Source organism: Deefgea piscis, assembly GCF_019665785.1.
Taxonomy (GTDB): domain Bacteria; phylum Pseudomonadota; class Gammaproteobacteria; order Burkholderiales; family Chitinibacteraceae; genus Deefgea.
Genome location: NZ_CP081149.1, coordinates 855,841 through 872,018, shown reverse-complemented (window position 1 = coordinate 872,018; position 16,178 = coordinate 855,841). Strand labels below are relative to the sequence as shown.

Below are 16,178 nucleotides of genomic sequence, written 5' to 3'. Positions count from 1 at the left end.
GTGCTGTTTATTCTTCTTTTGGCTTATCCCGATTACCGCCAGCAATCATTTTGTACTCAAACAAGCGGCATTCCAGTGGACCATTAAACAATACCGTACGTTTTGAGGCTTTCAAACGCATGTGTTTAGGCATATCTAAGTCGGCAGTGAGGAAATAAGTATTCCAACCAGCAAAGCGTTGCTTCAAGAGCGTTGCCCACTGTGGATACAAACTAGCCAGATGTTCTTTCTCATCCATCCGTGCACCATAGGGTGGATTACAAACCCACACGCCCGACTCTGCTGGTGGTTTAGCATCAAGAACGTTCAATTGTTTTAATTGAATACTGTCTTGCATGCCTGCCGCCTCAATATTGGCTTTGGCATGAACCAATACGGTGCTCGATACATCACTACCCATAATGACATTGGGCGCAGCACTAAGTTCTTGTGCCTTGGCTTCCGTCAAAATGTTTTGCCAGAAGGATTTGTCGTACATGCGCATTTTTTGGAATGCAAATTGTCGATCCATGCCCGGCGCAACACGGCGCGCAATCATCGCAGCTTCAACGAGGAAGGTACCCGAACCGCACATCGGATCGTAAAACGCTTGATCTGGCGTCCAACCACTTAAGGACAAAATCCCCGCGGCTAGATTTTCACGCAATGGGGCATCACCAGTTTCAACGCGATAACCACGTTTAAACAGCGGCTCACCTGAAGTATCTAAATACAGCGTGACGTTTTTCTCTGATAGATACACATTAATTCGCATATCGGGTGCTTCAGTATCCACACTCGGGCGATTACCGCACTTAAGGCGGAAACGATCGCAAATACCGTCTTTCACTTTCAACGCGACAAAATTGGTACTGCGTACCGGCGAGCGCACTGCGGTAACGCTCACTTTAATGGTGTTTTCTACGGCAAAAATATCCGCCCATTCAGTATCACGTGCCAAACGGAAAATATCGTCTTCTGAACGATATGGTTTTTCAACCAATTTCCATAAAATCCGACTCGCCACGCGTGAATGTAGATTGGCTTTATACATCAAAGTCCACGGGCCAGAAAAAGCCACGCCGCCATCGGTGACGTGAATTTTCTTCGCTGCCAGCGCTTCGAGCTCTTTTTCTAGTACAACCTCAAGTCCACGTGGACAAGGGGCAAAAAAATCAAAAATTTGTAGCACAAGTTTCTTCTTTAAAAATTAAATAGTTATTGCTAGTGTACTCGCATCCAGCGGCTCGGTGCGGCGACGCGTTTGCATAATCAGCGGCGCCCAAGTCTCGCCGGGGCGTTTTTTACGCGTAGTCAGCGTCAATTCAGACGGCCCATATACATTGGTATTATGCGTAAGCGGCGTGGTAATCAAGTACTGCGCATTCGTCGCTTTTAGGAAAGCACCAACACGATCAATATTGAAAATATCCAAATGCGCAAATGGCTCATCGATAAACACAAAGCCCGATGGATTACTTTCATCCATCATTAAGCCAATCAACAAGATCAATGATTTCATCACCTGCTGACCGCCCGACGCTTCGCCGTCGTTCAAGCCCATCATGCCTTTTTGATCGAAATTGAATCTTGCCGTTAAGCCAGCTTGCGCCAGCACCACATCATCGTTTTCCAAATGCGGCATATCGAGTTCAACATCAATACCAGCCAGCTCGCCCAAGCCTTTCACATTGCGACCGTAGGCGCGAACTGTCGCGCGCAATTTATTAATATATGCGGCACGCGCTTCATCGGTCAGCTGAGCAGTGCGATCGACTTCTTGGCGATGACCGAGCGATTCGCCTTCGAGCGCTTTGTAATCGTTAATCAATTTATCGCGGCGCTGAACGATGGTTTCGTCTTTTTCCCAATGCGCTTGGCTGAGTTGCTCAGTTTGGCGCACCATCATATGCCGCACTTCAGCGACACTATTGTAGTCTTCCTTCAATTGGCGCAACGTGGCTGGCAACAGCCAAACCGATGGCACTTGCTCACGCAAAGTACGAATCGACGTCAATTGTCGGCTGATTTCATTGCGTTGACGCTGCAACTGCGCCTGCATTTCATCAATAGCACGTTGCAACTGATCCCGCTCAATCTCGATTTTTTGTGCGCCCAAACGTAAACCGGCACGACCTTCGCGAGAAGACTCCAGCGCCGCTTGCGCTGCAGCAAGTTCAGCACCCAAACGCTGCACCGCCGCTTGCTCTTCAGGATAACGTGCAGCAGCTGCCGCCAATTCGGCCTGACGACTCGCCAACTGAACCACCGCCTGCATGCCCATTAATTGCTGAGTAATCGCCGCGATGTCGCGCATCAAGCTATTAAGATCGGCTTCTTTATTTAAGATTTCTTCGTTTAGTGCTTTTAAGCGCAATGCAATATCGGCTAAGCGAGAATGACGTGCGGCCTCACCAAAAGCATAATCACGGGTATCGACCCCGATAAAACGCGCACCACGGCGTTCACGCAAATACCCCTCACGGGTAATCCAATCACCATTAATGCGTGCGCCCGCTTCAACCGATTTAACGCGCTGAATGCCATTCAATTGCCGCGCCAACCAAGCTGGCACCGGCGCTTTAAAGTCGAGAATTTCTAAAATCGAACCCAAGGTCGCTCTTGGCGCAGGCTCGCGCTCAGACACAATAAAGCTGCGATAACGTAAACGCTCACCCACTTCCCATGCGCGCTGTTTATCCGATTCGCGCTGCAACAAGATCAAATGCTTCGATGGCGCGAGCAAGGCTTCAACTGCGTCTTGCCAAGTATTATCTTTTACTTCGCAAATTTCGGTTAGCAATTGGTGCGGAATTCCTGCCGCATCAAGGCTGGAGCGCATTTGGCGCACAAATTCTGGCGACGGCGCTTTGCCCGCTTGCAAGGCAAATTGCGCTTCGGATAATTGCTGGCGTTCCTCTTTGGCATTTTTCAGCCAAATTTTAAGGTCGCCCTCTTGCTGCTTTAACTCACCCAAACGGTCATTCAGGCCCACCGCATCGGCGCCGTGCTCACGTTCGGCCAGCTCACGCAAGCGCTCGCCTTCTTTGATTAGTTTTTCAGTATCACGCGCCGCATCCCGCACAGCTTGGAAAGCTTGAAATTGCAGATCATAATCGGCCTTGCTTTGTGACTCTCCCTGCAAAGTATGCTGCGCCGCTAAGCGCGCCACCGCCAGCTGCTTTTCTAACTGCGCCAAATCACCGCGTCGATTCCAAAAACTGCGGCGATTTTGCTTAAATTGCATCAAGTAATTGCGCAAATTCTCATTAGCCTCAGCCACTTGCAGCGCTGGAATCACCTCTTGCTCTAAGCGCTGGGTATCAGTCCCCAAAGAGCACCATTCCAAATAGCTACTGGCGCGCATCCGAAAACGCTCGACATCCAATCCCAGTTGCGACAATTGCTGGTTCATTTTATCCAGCTCGCCTTCCGCCTCGCGCAGACGCACCTTGGCTTCTTGATAATGATCGAGCACTTCTTTGTCGCCAAACACCTGAAACACCAAATCGAGCAGTGTTTTAGGGGAGTATTCGCATAGCTTGTCGGTATCACCTTGCTCCAAGGCCAATACCTCGGCAATCGCTGGGGTTAAACCGGCTTGCTCCAAGCGGCGGCGATAATCGCCCACCCCCAACCATTGCAGATGATTCTCAGTTGTGCCATCAAGCTGCGCATCGCCCTCGGCGATCGCATACTGCCGCACCCAATCACCGCCCTGCTTTTTAATCCGGCAAAACAGCGTCACCGTTTCACTGGCTAGCGGGAAAAACAAATACGGAAAAAACCCACCACCGCTGCGGCGTGGATTACTCACCACAGCGCGCAACCAAGCGATGTTTTCTTTGTTATTACGCACATAACGCTTGTAATCGCGACGTCCTGAGCATTTCAACGCCAACATAGTACGTAGCGCGTCGAGCAAGGTAGTCTTGCCCGAACCATTTGGCCCGACGACAGTCACAATTTGTGCATCAAGCGGCACTGAAATTCTTTGCCAGAAATCCCAGTGCACCATTTCTAAAGTTTTAATCTGGAACATTTAGCGCATCTCCACCGCATTTTTTTCCCCGAGACCCCAATGCCGCCCAGTTTCCACTGTGTCACAGTAAAAACTTTTCAACGCAGAGGCGCAGAGGCGCGGAGAAAAGCCAAAAACAATAAGTTCCGATGTGGACTTAGCATCAAAATGGGCAAAATCGCCTCGTTTTTCCTCTGCGACTCTGCGACTCTGCGTCGGATTTTTAAGGTTTTTGGCGGGGTAACAAAGTGGCACAACTAAAGTTTTAATCTGAAACATGTGAGCCCTCCACATCGTCGGCGATCTGCGTGCCTGTCAATTTCAAAATATCGGCGAGCGCGCCGTTGATAATGCGCGGGGCGAGTTTGGCGTAGTCAATCATTAGATCGAGCAGCGGGCCTTCATAAATCATTCGATTACGACGATTGATAAAGCCTAATTTAGTCAGTTGACCCAAATTGGTGGCAAAACGCATTTTACCGCCGAGCACTTTGCCAAAGTCAGCGTACAGCGCGTCTTCCGAAATGCCTTGCGCAACGCCTTCGCCGTGCTCGATGGGTTTTTCTGCGCCAAACATATCGCTTTGATCTTCAGAGCCAATGGCAACACGAGCAATCTGCCGTTCACGTTTTGGCAAAATAATCAGCGCCCACACCACGACTAACAGCGCAATGCCATCACGCGGCAAGCCCATATTATTGGATAACCACGCATCGCCCTCACCAAACACCCATTCTTCCATTTGCGGCTGCAAAGCCACGGCAATGTGTTCGGCGTAGGGATTTTCTAGCAATTGCAGACCACAATCGGCCAAACGATGCTCGAGCGACTCACGAAACACTTCATCGATCAACGCTCGCCGAGCGAGCGGATCTTTACGTAATACAAAGCGTTGCGCTAATAAACGAGCGACTAAGATATTCAGGGCTTGATCCATGGATTATCAGCCTTTAAGTTCAAACTGCGCGCTAGGCGCTAAAAATACCGCTCTTGGCCAAGCCAGAGCGCATGAAAAAAACCAACTTTGCAACACGCTCACTTTTTACTCGGCAACGGCGGCGCTGCGGATAAGCGACCGGCGCTAATACTGGCCACTTCGGGGTGATCGGGCTCATGCAGTTCGCCACTGATTTCGAGCCGCAATGGCAACTTCACAATATCGGCCACGACGCTCTTCTCTAGCGCAGCTTCAGCGTCCCCCAATAAAGACAATAACGACAAGCGATAGGCCGTTTCTTTATACGTTGGTGCCAGTACCGCCGTTGGTAAGTCGCCGCCCATGCCTTGTGCGACTAAATGACTTAACTCTTCAAACAACGCTTCAGCAGCCAATAAGCGCTCAGCTTCAACGGCTCCGACCTCTTGTGCGGCAGCACCTTGCGGCATTTCGCTAATCACGTGCGTCGGCCGTTCGCGTTCGATAATTTCAAACTCGGTCACGTCGAGTAACACATCAGAAACCACAAAAGCCGGCTCTGGATGAAATAACACCAAATCTCGACCTAAATCAGCGAGCTTTTCTTGCTTTTGCTGGCGCAACCAGTCGGCGACATTGGTCGTTGATAAACCAGATTGCCCCAAATGCACCCGTTGCGATGCCAACTCGGACAAACGACGATGAAACACCGAAGTCAGTCGCAGCATTCTGGCTTGCGCCAACGCAATCGATTGGGCGATTTGATACACCCGAGGATCGGTCGTCTCGTCGGTCAGCACTGTGCGAATCACATCCGTGCCTTTTTCCACCCATTGCCAGACTTTTTCGAGTTTTTCGCGCGCTGCGCGGATTTGAAACTCAGACTGCGACTCCAGTGCCGCTTCAAAGTCGGTATAAAGCTCATTCAAACGCGCCAATAAATTAAGCAGCACTTCGTTCGAGACTTGACCGAGCGACTGACCGGCGGCAACTTGCGACGTTAAATAACCTAGTTCAGCGTCGCCATCGGCAAATTGCACCACAGTGCCGAGCGCCGCCAGCGCAACGCGGCCCGATTCGCTCATCGCATAGAGCTGCTCGTCCACATCCCAAATCAATAAGCCGTTCTCGCGCAAGCGCTTGAGCACCGTATCGAGCTTGATGGGATTGAGATACGAAAAATGCATTTGCAAATCTTGCGGCGACCACCGCGGCGCATCAGCGCGCGCGCCAATTTCACGCAAAATCAATAAGCGCACCAAGACTTCGTCTTCACCGCCGCGAAATAGCGTAATAAAAGCATTAAGATAATGCCGCGCGCGCAATAAACTCGCCATCGACGGTAAATCATCGGGCGCGAAGCCATTGGCAAAAAATTGAGAGAGTTCGTTTTCGTCTTGCATGAGGATGACAAATATCAGGGAGGAGCAAGGCTAAAGCTAAATGAGCGGAAAAACAATCAAAACATCAGCCAGCCGAGAGAAGTCTCATTCAGAGAAAAACAGCACAAACACTGCGCCAGTCGATATTTACAGCCTAAATCGCAGTCAAATCCGTGTTGAAATTAAAACGCCACCCTCAAATAAATTCATCTGAGTGTGGCGTTAAACAGATTCGCTGTAGATCAACGGCAATCTTAAATTACTTTACATCGCCCGCTTCTAGCGCTGCGGCACGCGCTGCCAGCAAAGCGGCTTTTTCGGCTGCGACGCGTGCGGCTTCGACTTCCGCTTCTTCACGGGCGATTTTTTTCGCCGCTTCAAGGTAATCCATAATCGCGTACGTCAAATCGCGGCAACCTTCGCCGGTCAAACCCGCAATCACAAACAAACGTGGTTTTAGCGGTTCAAAATCGGCGTATGGATTTTGCACGCCCGCATCCCAACCGTAGGCTTCCAAAAAGGCCGCAACGCGCTCTTCACGTTCATCTTCTGGAATCATGTCAACTTTGTTGAGCACTAACCAGCGCGGCTTATTGTAAAGATTTTCATCGTATTTACGCAGCTCTTCAACAATCGCTTTGGCTTCGGCAACCGGATCGGTATCGGCATCAAACGGCGCTAAATCGACCAAGTGCAACAAAATCCCAGTGCGTTGCAAATGTTTTAAGAAGCGATGACCAAGACCTGCACCATCACTGGCACCTTCGATCAAACCCGGTACGTCAGCAATAACAAAACTGCGGTTTTCATCAATACGCACTACGCCCAAATTTGGATGCAGAGTCGTGAAAGGATAATCAGCCACTTTTGGCTTGGCTGCAGACACTGCACGAATAAAGGTCGACTTACCCGCATTCGGCATACCGAGCAGGCCCACATCGGCTAAAACTTTCAATTCCAAACGCAAATCACGGCGCTCGCCTTCAAAACCTGGCGTTGTTTGGCGTGGCGCACGGTTAATCGATGATTTAAAGTGCAAGTTACCAAAGCCACCCGTACCGCCTTTGGCAATCGCAATCCGCACGCCATTACTGGTCAAGTCGGCAACAACTTCACCAGTTTCAGCATCGGTAATCATGGTGCCGATTGGCATGCGCAATTCGATATCGTCGCCGCCTTTACCGTAGCAATCCGCACCACGGCCATTGTCGCCATCGCGGGCTTTGTATTTCTTTTGGAAGCGGTAATCGACCAGCGTGTTGATGTCTTCGTCGGCAATCGCCCACACCGTACCGCCTTTACCACCGTCGCCACCATCGGGGCCGCCGCGGGGAACGAATTTTTCTCGGCGCATACTGGCCGAACCATTGCCACCTTTACCGCCAATGGCTTCAATTCGAGCTTCATCAATAAATTTCATCATTTTCTCCTACCGATCTCGGCGCAGGCTCTGGGGTATTGCACTGCAAGCGAAGTGGCTTGACGCATAGAGCTATATACATCACGACTCTATCTGGCAAACCGCTTAGACTCAAATCCGTATCGTATTTATAAAACAAAAAAAGCCCTATCACAGAGACAGGGCTTTCAAACCTACCAAAGAAGCCGCTAATTAAGCAGCAGCTTCTTCTTCGCCGACGTATGGCAATACAGTTACAGTGCGGCGTTTCAAAGCGCCTTTCACTGCGTACTGAACATAACCATCGCACTTAGCGAATAAAGTATGATCTTTACCCATGCCAACATTGTCACCAGCGTGGAATTCAGTACCACGTTGACGAACAATAATTGAACCTGCAGGGATCAACTCGCCGCCGTATACTTTGATACCAAGGCGTTTTGATTCAGAATCACGACCGTTACGTGAACTACCACCAGCTTTCTTATGTGCCATTGTTTAAGCTCCTTAATTAAGCGACGATAGCGTCGATACGGATTTCGGTGTAGTTCTGGCGATGACCAGCACGACGCATGTAGTGCTTACGGCGACGCATCTTGAAGATGGTAACCTTTTCGCCACGACCATGAGAAACCACAGTTGCTTTGATGGAAGCACCGGCCACCACAGGGGTACCGATCTTCACTGCTTCGCCGTCTGCAACCATCAATACTTCTTCGAGTACGATCTGGCTGTCAACGTCTGCAGTAATCTGTTCTATGTTTAATTTTTGGCCGACGACAACTTTATACTGCTTGCCACCGGTTTTTACGACTGCATACATAACAAGCTCCTAGGGAGTTTGGCCCAACACGCTGCACAAACGCTAGCGTGCCTTCCCAAATTGGGAATCGGGCATTCTACAAACGTTTTCCAATTGAGTCAATGACTTAATTGATCCAAAGCCCATTACACCCACAAAATCCGCCGCAAGCGCCAATCTGCCTTGAAATCAAGGTCCACGTTAAAAACCAAGCCCTACTGATCTGAGCGTTTTTTGCCCCGAACAACTGCGCGCCACCCTCGATTACCCCCTATTTGAGCATGCCAACGTAACGGCGATTGCATCCCGCAGTGAGCAAGGCGGCGGGATGGTGGCTTTTCTGCTAAAATCGCCGGATTATTTTTAATGGCGGCGTGCACTCCTTTGCACCGCGGCTTAATTTCTAGGGTGAACCCAGCGTGTCGATGAAGTTTGTTAAATCGGTAGTGGATGCCGATATGGCCTCAGTAGATAGCGTCATTCGTGAGCGTTTATATTCAGAAGTCGTTTTGGTCCGCCAAGTGGCCGAATATATTGTTGCTTCAGGTGGTAAACGCCTGCGTCCAATGATTGTGCTGCTCGCAGCGCAAGCGCTGGGCTACCAAGGCAATAAACACCATGAACTCGCTGCGGTAATCGAATTTATTCATACCGCGACACTACTGCACGACGATGTAGTCGATGAATCAAGCCTGCGCCGTGGCCGCGATACGGCCAATGCTTTGTTTGGCAACGCCGCTTCAGTTCTAGTTGGTGACTTTCTCTACAGCCGTGCTTTCCAAATGATGGTTGGCTGCGGTTCGATGCGCGTGATGGAAGTACTGTCAGACGCAACCAATATCATCGCCGAAGGCGAAGTGTTGCAATTAATGAACATCGGCAACACCGATGTCGATGAAGAAGATTATCTCAAAGTCATCCGCTACAAAACGGCCAAGCTATTTGAGGCTGCGGCGCGTTTGGGCGCGATCTTAAATAACAGTGATCCTGCGCTTGAAGACGCCATCGCTCGTTACGGCATGCATTTAGGTACGGCGTTTCAAATTATTGACGACGTGCTTGATTATTCAGGCCAACAAGAAGAAATCGGCAAATCACTGGGCGACGACTTATCTGAAGGCAAGCCGACCTTGCCATTGATTTATGTGATGAAGCACGGCGAACCCGACGCCGCTGCGGTCGTCAAAGATGCGCTCGAAAACGCCAAGCGTGAAAACTTCGACGCAGTCTTGGCTGCCGTTCAGCAAACCGGGGCGCTTGAATACGCGCGCCACACTGCCGAGCAAGAAGCCGAACGCGCCAAAGCGTGTTTGACCAGCTTGCCGGACAATCCATTTACGCAAGCGCTGCACGCGCTGGCAAGCTTGGCGATTGATCGAAATAGTTAATCCATTTGCCATGATGGACATCAGCCTAAGGTGCGCCTTAGGCTTTTTTACGCCTGAACCCTATCGAGGTATGGGCAGCCGTCAAGAATCGACTTATAGTCTTTACTCTTTTCTTGGGGTGCTTTGACATGAAACACTGGTTTTTATCGCTCTGTTGTCTGGCGCTGTGGCCCAGCATGAGTGCTGCCGATTCGTTTCGTCTGGCTGCTGCGGCCAATTTACAAGCCGTGACGCAAGCTTTGAGCAAAGACTTTTCGCAAAAAACCGGTCATCAGTTTCAAACCAGTTTTGGCGCTTCAGGCAAGTTATTTGCCCAAATTAGCCATGGCGCGCCGTTTGATGTCTTAATGTCGGCTGATCTGAAATACCCACAAACATTACTTGATCAAGGCGCCGCCATCGCACCACTGGTGCATTACGCCAATGGGGTGTTAGTGCTCTGGAGCAAGCAAGCAACCATCCCTAAAGATTGGCAAACTTGGCTGCAATCGAGTGCAGTACAAAAAATTGCCATTGCCCAACCCGAAAGCGCGCCATATGGCCGAGAAGCGCTGCGGGTTTTAAGCGACTTACCGCAATTTCCGGTACTCAAAAGCAAGTTGGTATATGGCGAAAGCATTGCTCAAGCCAGCCAGTTTATTGCCACTGGTGCGGCGCAAGCCGGTTTTAGCGCCAAATCCATCGTCAGTAACCCCGATCAAAGCCAAAGTGGTGCTTGGATTGAAATCCCACAATCCGCGCATCAAGCCATCGCCCAAGGCGCAGTGCAAACGCGCTTCGGTAAAGACAATGCCGCCGCCAAAGCCTTTGTACGTTATTTGCAAAGCCCTAGCGCCCAGCAAATTTTGCAGCGCTATGGTTACTTGGTACCACCACCATGAATCGACTGCCTGCAACCTTAACGCAAATCGATATTGATGGCGGCATGGCATTTATTACTGCCGATTATTTGCAATACCGTTTCAGCGCCATGCTGCTCGGTATTCAAGATGATGTTGCCCAATGGCAAGTGGGTCACGCCGTTGAGCTGGCTTTTGCGGAAAACGACGTTGCGCTTGCTGTGGATTTACAGGGGCAAATTAGCCTGCGTAATCGCTTTCACGCCCAGATTGAACACATTGCAAACAGCCGACTATTAAGTCGAGTTACGCTGCGCTTTGGTGAGCATACCTTGCACGCCTTAATTACCCGCTCATCGTGTGAATCGCTGGGTTTACACTGCGGTCAAAGCGTTGAATGGTTACTTAAATCCAATGCCATGCAGGTGAGCCGTGCTTGATCCACAACCCTTATTACTCACGCTAAAATTAGCAGCGCACACGACGATTTTACTCACCATCGTGGGTATTCCTCTGGCGTATTGGCTAGCGATGGGCCAGAGCCGTATACGGTATATATTTGAAGTCATCACCAGCTTACCCTTGGTGCTACCGCCAACGGTGCTAGGCTTTTATCTCTTGCTGCTATTTAGCCCGAACAGCAGCGTCGGCGGCTGGTTGGTCGCTCATTTTAATGTGCATCTGGCTTTTTCTTATGCCGGCTTAGTGATTGGCTCAATGCTGTTTAGCTTGCCGTTTATGGTATTACCGCTGACCAGTGCTTTTCGGCAACTCTCACCCACGCTACTCGATGCCGCACGCACGCTAGGCAAAAGCGAAAGCAATATCTTATTTCGCGTCATATTACCCAATTGCCAAATGGGCTTAATCAGCGCGCTAATTTTAACTTTTGCGCATACGGTGGGCGAATTTGGCGTGGTGTTAATGATCGGCGGCAATATCCCGGGGCAAACGCAAGTGGCGTCCATTGCGCTGTATCACGAAGTTGAAACCCTCAATTACAGTGCCGCGCATTTATACGCCGCAGTGCTGGTAGGCTTTTCTTTTGTGGTGCTGATGGCGCTGCGCTTAATCAGCGGAAAAACCCGCCATGCATAATCTCTATCTTGATATCCAAACCCCAATGCAATCGGCACATGGCGCCCGATTATTACAAATCAAAACGCAAATTCAAGCAGGCAGCATTACCGCAATTTCGGGGCCGTCTGGCGCTGGAAAATCAACGCTATTACGACTGATCGCCGGATTAAACACGCCGCAGCAAGGCGAAATTCGCTACGGCGATCAATACTGGTTTAACGGCAAAACGCGCGTTGCGACTCGGCATCGCCACGTTGGCATGGTGTTTCAAGACTATGCACTGTTTCCCAACCTCACCGTGCGCGCGCAATTGGCTTACGCTCAGCAACAACGTAATGAAGCGCAGATTGATCAGCTGATCGAGCAAATGGGTTTACAACAATTGGCTTTGCGTAAACCTGAGCAACTTTCTGGCGGCCAACAGCAGCGCGTGGCGCTGGCTAGATCATTGGCTGCTGAGCCAAAAATCCTGTTACTTGACGAAGCGCTATCGGCGCTAGATCGCAGCCTGCGGGATGAATTGCAACAGCATTTGCTCAATTGGCAAGCGCAATCGGGCGCAATGATCATTGTGGTTAGCCATGATTTAGGCGAGATTTTTCGTTTAGCCAGCCGCGTCATTCAACTCGAAAATGGTCAAATTATTGCCGATGGCACACCTGCGGCCGTGTTGCTGCCACAAAGAGCCAGTGGCCGTTTACAACTGATGGGGACTTTACTCGCAATTGAATCAGCTGGCGTAGCGGCACTCCTCACCGTAGCGTGTGGTAACGAAACCGTGGCAACATTAGTTAGCCCCGAAGAAGCCGCACGCTACAGCATCGGGCAATCGATCTCGCTCACCGTCTCTGCGGCCAATGCTTGCGTCAGTGCAGTCAATTGATAGTGTACCTAAGGTAGTCGCTCGGCATTGGCTAAGCGATAATACAAAATCGTCGTGGGTAACCACGTGAGTAAATCATCAAATTCAGCGTCAGGCGTATCTTGTACAAAGCGCGGCGTTGCGCCATCGGCGATGGCATCGCGGTTTTCTAGCTCGTCGGCGCTACTCCCTACGCCATTGGGGCCGCCGGAAAACACCACTGCTGCCGCATCGTCGATGCGTTTAATCGCACTCACCACCTGCCCATCGCGGCGACTGGCGGAATAGACTGAAATTTTCCCTGGTGTTGCCAAAGTAAAACAAGGTTTCATCGCCGAGCTGCCACAATTGGGCGTACCGGCATCATCTCGCCCGGCCAAATCATTGGCATAACTACTGCCTGCTCCGCCCGTGGTCGATGTCGTCACCTGATATTGCAAACGGCCACCCCATGCATCCAACTCAGGCAAGCCCAAGTCTTGCCATGGCAAATCGCCAAATACCAAGCTGCAGCGATAGGCATTGGTGCCGGCGCCATTACGCGCTTCTTTGCCGGCATTGGCCGCCGTATTGGCCAATGTCGGGTCTGCTGGGCATGGCAGGCGATTATTAATCAGCGCAAAACCAATCAGCGCCTCATTGGCAGCGCGCAACATCTGCTGCGTTTCATTCCAACGACGTTGGCTGATTTGTACATTGAGCGCCCCCAAACCGGCTGCCATCAAAATACCGACCACCAGCAAAACAATCGCCATCTCCAGCAGCGAAAACCCGGCCTTTTTATGCGTCATGAGCATGTTTTTTTCCTTGCGCTACAGACGCCCAAGCGGCAGAGATACAGCACATCATTACTACTGCATGATGGACTGACGTACTGCCGATCTAGCGGGTTGAGCCAATGCGTTTGATTTTGGCTATCGTCCAAATACAGCGCTAAATCGCTGCTGGCATTGGCCGCCAAACTGGGGCTAGGCGCTAAATTATTTGCGCGAGGCACTCGGCTAGCGCCCGGAATAATCAAAATCGCCTCGATACTGGCATCCACCACGCCATCAATCACAAAAGGAGCCGCGCAAATATCGCCTTGCTTGACCGCGTAAAAAATCGCCCGATGCCAAATATTTTGTAAAAACCACTGCGCCAAACCATTGCTTGCCGCCAACGGGAACATCCCTTGCCCAGTCCAGCTATCGCTGGCGCGAGGCAAAATACCGGCGCATAAATTCGCTTGGCTAGCGCAAGATAAAGACGTGGTATCGGGTTTATTGTTGCGGCAGCTGGCATCAGCCAACAGATTGGCTGGATAAGGATAAGACGCAGGCGTTGATACGGGTAAACTCGGCAAAGCAATTTGATACGCCTGCCAATAGCGTTTTAATTGTGCCGCCGCCTCGAGTGCCAATCGATGCGTGGTGCGATCAATCAATTCTCGCCCAGTAATCACGCCAACTTGATCATTAAATGTCTCACTCACCGCCGCAGCAATATAAGGCCCGCCCAAGGTTGCGTTATTTTGTCCCTTACCGCCTTCCAAATATTGATTCACCGCCCACGGCGCGGCGCGCACTTGATGACTTAGCGCTGGGCCCGCTGCAAAAATCAGCGCTGCTGGCGCTTGACCATTATCACTATGCTGCGTGACGCCATCGGCGGCATAGAGTGACAAATTGGCAAAGCTATCGCTGTTGACGCGTCGTGCTTGGGTGGCGCTGGAGCGCACGGCAAAAGCCAAATCGACGACATACCATAATGGCTGGCCAGCGCCATCCAGCAGTTTAGGGATGCCTAATGTTTTCCACGGCAATAAACCGATGCGGTTGGCTGCATTACTGCCATCACAACTGGTAATCGACACGCCCTCAAACGCGCCACTAGCGCCAACCGCAGCCGGACAAGGTAATTCTGCTGGACTTAAAGCGCGTCCGCCCGCTGTGCCCTCACGGCTTAATGACCACGCCAGCAGCGCTTGTCGGGCGGTGGCGATGGCTAAACGACTATTGTCACGGCGCTCATCGGGTCGATCCCGCATTTGTACCACAAGAGTTGATGCCAGCACCAAAACCATAAGCAGCATCAGCACCAGCAACGTGGCACCAACTTGCTTATGGGTTTTTTTCTGACAATACATGGGCGGCTAGCCTGTTTATTTCAGCAAGCTTAAACCATAGAATACGCGGCATAAAAAAACACCCCAATGGGTATTGGGGTGTTGCTTTTTGTGTATGCAGGCTAGCGGGCTATACCCTATAGAACTTAATCAGGAAAGCCATTTGGATTTTGGCTTTGCCAGCGCCAGCTATCATTACACATGTCTTGCAAGGTTTTTTCTGCGCGCCAGCCCAGCTCAGCCAACGCTTTACTCGGATCGGCATAACACGTGGCAATATCGCCCGCGCGGCGCTCCACAATCGCATAAGGCACTGGATTGCCACTGGCTTGCTCAAACGCTTTCACCATATCGAGCACCGAATAGCCAACGCCAGTACCTAAACTCACCGTGATATTGCCCGGCTGGGTTTCGAGTTTTTGTAGCGCTTTTACATGACCAATCGCTAAATCCACCACGTGAATATAATCACGCACCCCAGTGCCATCGGGCGTGGCATAGTCGCCACCGAACACCGACAATTGCGCGCGTTTTCCCACCGCTACTTGCGCCACAAACGGCATCAGATTATTCGGAATCCCTTGTGGATCTTCACCAATCAAGCCCGATTCATGCGCGCCAACCGGATTAAAATAACGCAGCAAGGCGATATTCCATTCTGGCTCGGCAACGCGTAAATCGCGCAAAATGTCTTCCACCATCAATTTGCTGCGCCCATACGGATTGGTCGCCGATAGCGGAAAATCTTCTAAAATTGGCACTGCGTGTGGGTCGCCGTAGACGGTTGCGCTGGATGAAAACACCAGATTTTTAACGTTCGCGGCCTTCATTGCATCGAGTAAACGCAAAGTGCCAACGACATTATTGTCGTAATATTCCAGCGGTTTGGCGACCGATTCACCCACGGCTTTCCAACCGGCAAAATGCACCACCGCGCTAAAAGACCAGCGCGCAAAAACGGCATCGAGGGCTGCGCGATCACGCACATCGGCTTTAACCCATTCTATGGCTTGGCCAGTAATGGTTTTCAAGCGCTCAAGCACTTCAGGTTTGGCATTATTAAAATTATCTAAAATGACCGGTTTAAAACCTGCTTTGACCAATTCAATATAGGTATGTGAGCCGATATAGCCCGCACCGCCGGTTAGCAAGATATACATCGATATTTTTTCCTAAATATTTAAACTCAATTCATGCAACAAAGAGGCAATGTTCAGATTAGGTGTTGATGCTGTGCCGCGCTCGTCGAGCTGGGGCTTAAAAACCCGTTTAAGCGCACCGAGTGAGGAGCGAGACAAACAGCTATATCGTTTGGCTCACGACGATCGAGGGCACAGCGGTGCTGGGCGCGCTCGGGTCGCCTTTCTTTCCCCCTCTTTCTTTGGCGAGTCAAAGAAAGAGGG

16 protein-coding genes are annotated in these 16,178 nt (G+C 50.8%); 5 read left to right on the top strand and 11 right to left on the bottom strand.

The genetic code is table 11. The features are described 5' to 3' along the window. Positions 1 to 7 precede the first annotated feature (7 nt). The 8 genes from K4H25_RS04140 to rplU all read right to left on the bottom strand — a co-directional run bounded on the left by K4H25_RS04140 (position 8) and on the right by rplU (position 8,520). The gene (locus K4H25_RS04140; RefSeq protein WP_221022133.1) at positions 8 to 1,171 is read right to left on the bottom strand and encodes a THUMP domain-containing class I SAM-dependent RNA methyltransferase; all 1,164 of its coding nucleotides are present in this window, start codon (positions 1,169 to 1,171) and stop codon (positions 8 to 10) included. A gap of 18 nt (positions 1,172 to 1,189) precedes the next feature. After that, positions 1,190 to 4,021: an ATP-binding protein gene (locus K4H25_RS04135; protein ID WP_221022132.1), complete on the bottom strand. Its 2,832-nt coding sequence runs from the start codon at positions 4,019 to 4,021 to the stop codon at positions 1,190 to 1,192. After that, positions 4,022 to 4,279 carry a hypothetical protein gene (locus K4H25_RS04130; RefSeq protein WP_221022131.1) on the bottom strand — a complete coding sequence of 86 codons (258 nt, stop codon included), beginning with the start codon at positions 4,277 to 4,279 and terminating at the stop codon, positions 4,022 to 4,024. It abuts the gene before it with no gap. After that, positions 4,266 to 4,937 (bottom strand): hypothetical protein, encoded by a 672-nt coding sequence (locus K4H25_RS04125; RefSeq protein WP_221022130.1) that lies wholly within the window; start codon positions 4,935 to 4,937, stop codon positions 4,266 to 4,268. Before K4H25_RS04125 ends, K4H25_RS04130 begins: the two co-directional genes overlap by 14 nt. Positions 4,938 to 5,035: 98 nt before the next feature. Beyond that, positions 5,036 to 6,319 carry a hypothetical protein gene (locus tag K4H25_RS04120; RefSeq protein ID WP_221022129.1) on the bottom strand — a complete coding sequence of 428 codons (1,284 nt, stop codon included), beginning with the start codon at positions 6,317 to 6,319 and terminating at the stop codon, positions 5,036 to 5,038. A 238-nt stretch (positions 6,320 to 6,557) separates the two neighbouring features. Next, a complete protein-coding gene (gene obgE / locus K4H25_RS04115; protein ID WP_173534646.1) occupies positions 6,558 to 7,718 on the bottom strand; it encodes a GTPase ObgE in 1,161 nt (386 codons plus the stop codon). A gap of 192 nt (positions 7,719 to 7,910) precedes the next feature. After that, complete coding sequence (rpmA, locus tag K4H25_RS04110; protein WP_173533190.1) at positions 7,911 to 8,192, bottom strand: 50S ribosomal protein L27; 282 nt, start codon at positions 8,190 to 8,192, stop codon at positions 7,911 to 7,913. A 16-nt stretch (positions 8,193 to 8,208) separates the two neighbouring features. Continuing rightward, positions 8,209 to 8,520, bottom strand: a complete 312-nt coding sequence (gene rplU / locus K4H25_RS04105) for a 50S ribosomal protein L21 (protein WP_173533189.1) — start codon at positions 8,518 to 8,520, stop codon at positions 8,209 to 8,211. Positions 8,521 to 8,924: 404 nt separating this feature from the next. Between rplU and ispB the strand changes: the two genes are divergently transcribed. The 5 genes from ispB to K4H25_RS04080 all read left to right on the top strand — a co-directional run bounded on the left by ispB (position 8,925) and on the right by K4H25_RS04080 (position 12,689). Further along, entirely contained in the window at positions 8,925 to 9,887 is a 963-nt protein-coding gene (ispB, locus tag K4H25_RS04100; RefSeq protein ID WP_221022867.1) for an octaprenyl diphosphate synthase, read from the top strand. 128 nt (positions 9,888 to 10,015) lie between these two features. Continuing rightward, on the top strand, positions 10,016 to 10,768 hold the full coding sequence (modA, locus tag K4H25_RS04095; protein ID WP_221022128.1) for a molybdate ABC transporter substrate-binding protein: 753 nt from the start codon (positions 10,016 to 10,018) through the stop codon (positions 10,766 to 10,768). After that, a complete protein-coding gene (locus K4H25_RS04090) occupies positions 10,765 to 11,166 on the top strand; it encodes a TOBE domain-containing protein (protein WP_221022127.1) in 402 nt (133 codons plus the stop codon). The genes modA and K4H25_RS04090 overlap by 4 nt, the downstream gene beginning before the upstream one ends. Further along, positions 11,159 to 11,824, top strand: coding sequence for a molybdate ABC transporter permease subunit (gene modB, locus K4H25_RS04085; protein WP_221022126.1), 666 nt, complete (start codon positions 11,159 to 11,161; stop codon positions 11,822 to 11,824). The genes K4H25_RS04090 and modB overlap by 8 nt, the downstream gene beginning before the upstream one ends. Further along, positions 11,817 to 12,689: an ABC transporter ATP-binding protein gene (locus K4H25_RS04080; RefSeq protein WP_221022125.1), complete on the top strand. Its 873-nt coding sequence runs from the start codon at positions 11,817 to 11,819 to the stop codon at positions 12,687 to 12,689. Before modB ends, K4H25_RS04080 begins: the two co-directional genes overlap by 8 nt. Positions 12,690 to 12,697: 8 nt before the next feature. On the opposite strand, the gene K4H25_RS04075 is transcribed toward K4H25_RS04080, so the two are convergent. The 3 genes from K4H25_RS04075 to galE all read right to left on the bottom strand — a co-directional run bounded on the left by K4H25_RS04075 (position 12,698) and on the right by galE (position 15,935). Continuing rightward, complete coding sequence (locus K4H25_RS04075; protein ID WP_221022124.1) at positions 12,698 to 13,465, bottom strand: type II secretion system protein; 768 nt, start codon at positions 13,463 to 13,465, stop codon at positions 12,698 to 12,700. After that, on the bottom strand, positions 13,456 to 14,796 hold the full coding sequence (locus K4H25_RS04070) for a hypothetical protein (protein ID WP_221022123.1): 1,341 nt from the start codon (positions 14,794 to 14,796) through the stop codon (positions 13,456 to 13,458). Before K4H25_RS04070 ends, K4H25_RS04075 begins: the two co-directional genes overlap by 10 nt. A gap of 125 nt (positions 14,797 to 14,921) precedes the next feature. Continuing rightward, positions 14,922 to 15,935 carry a UDP-glucose 4-epimerase GalE gene (galE, locus tag K4H25_RS04065; protein WP_173533181.1) on the bottom strand — a complete coding sequence of 338 codons (1,014 nt, stop codon included), beginning with the start codon at positions 15,933 to 15,935 and terminating at the stop codon, positions 14,922 to 14,924. Positions 15,936 to 16,178: the final 243 nt, after the last annotated feature.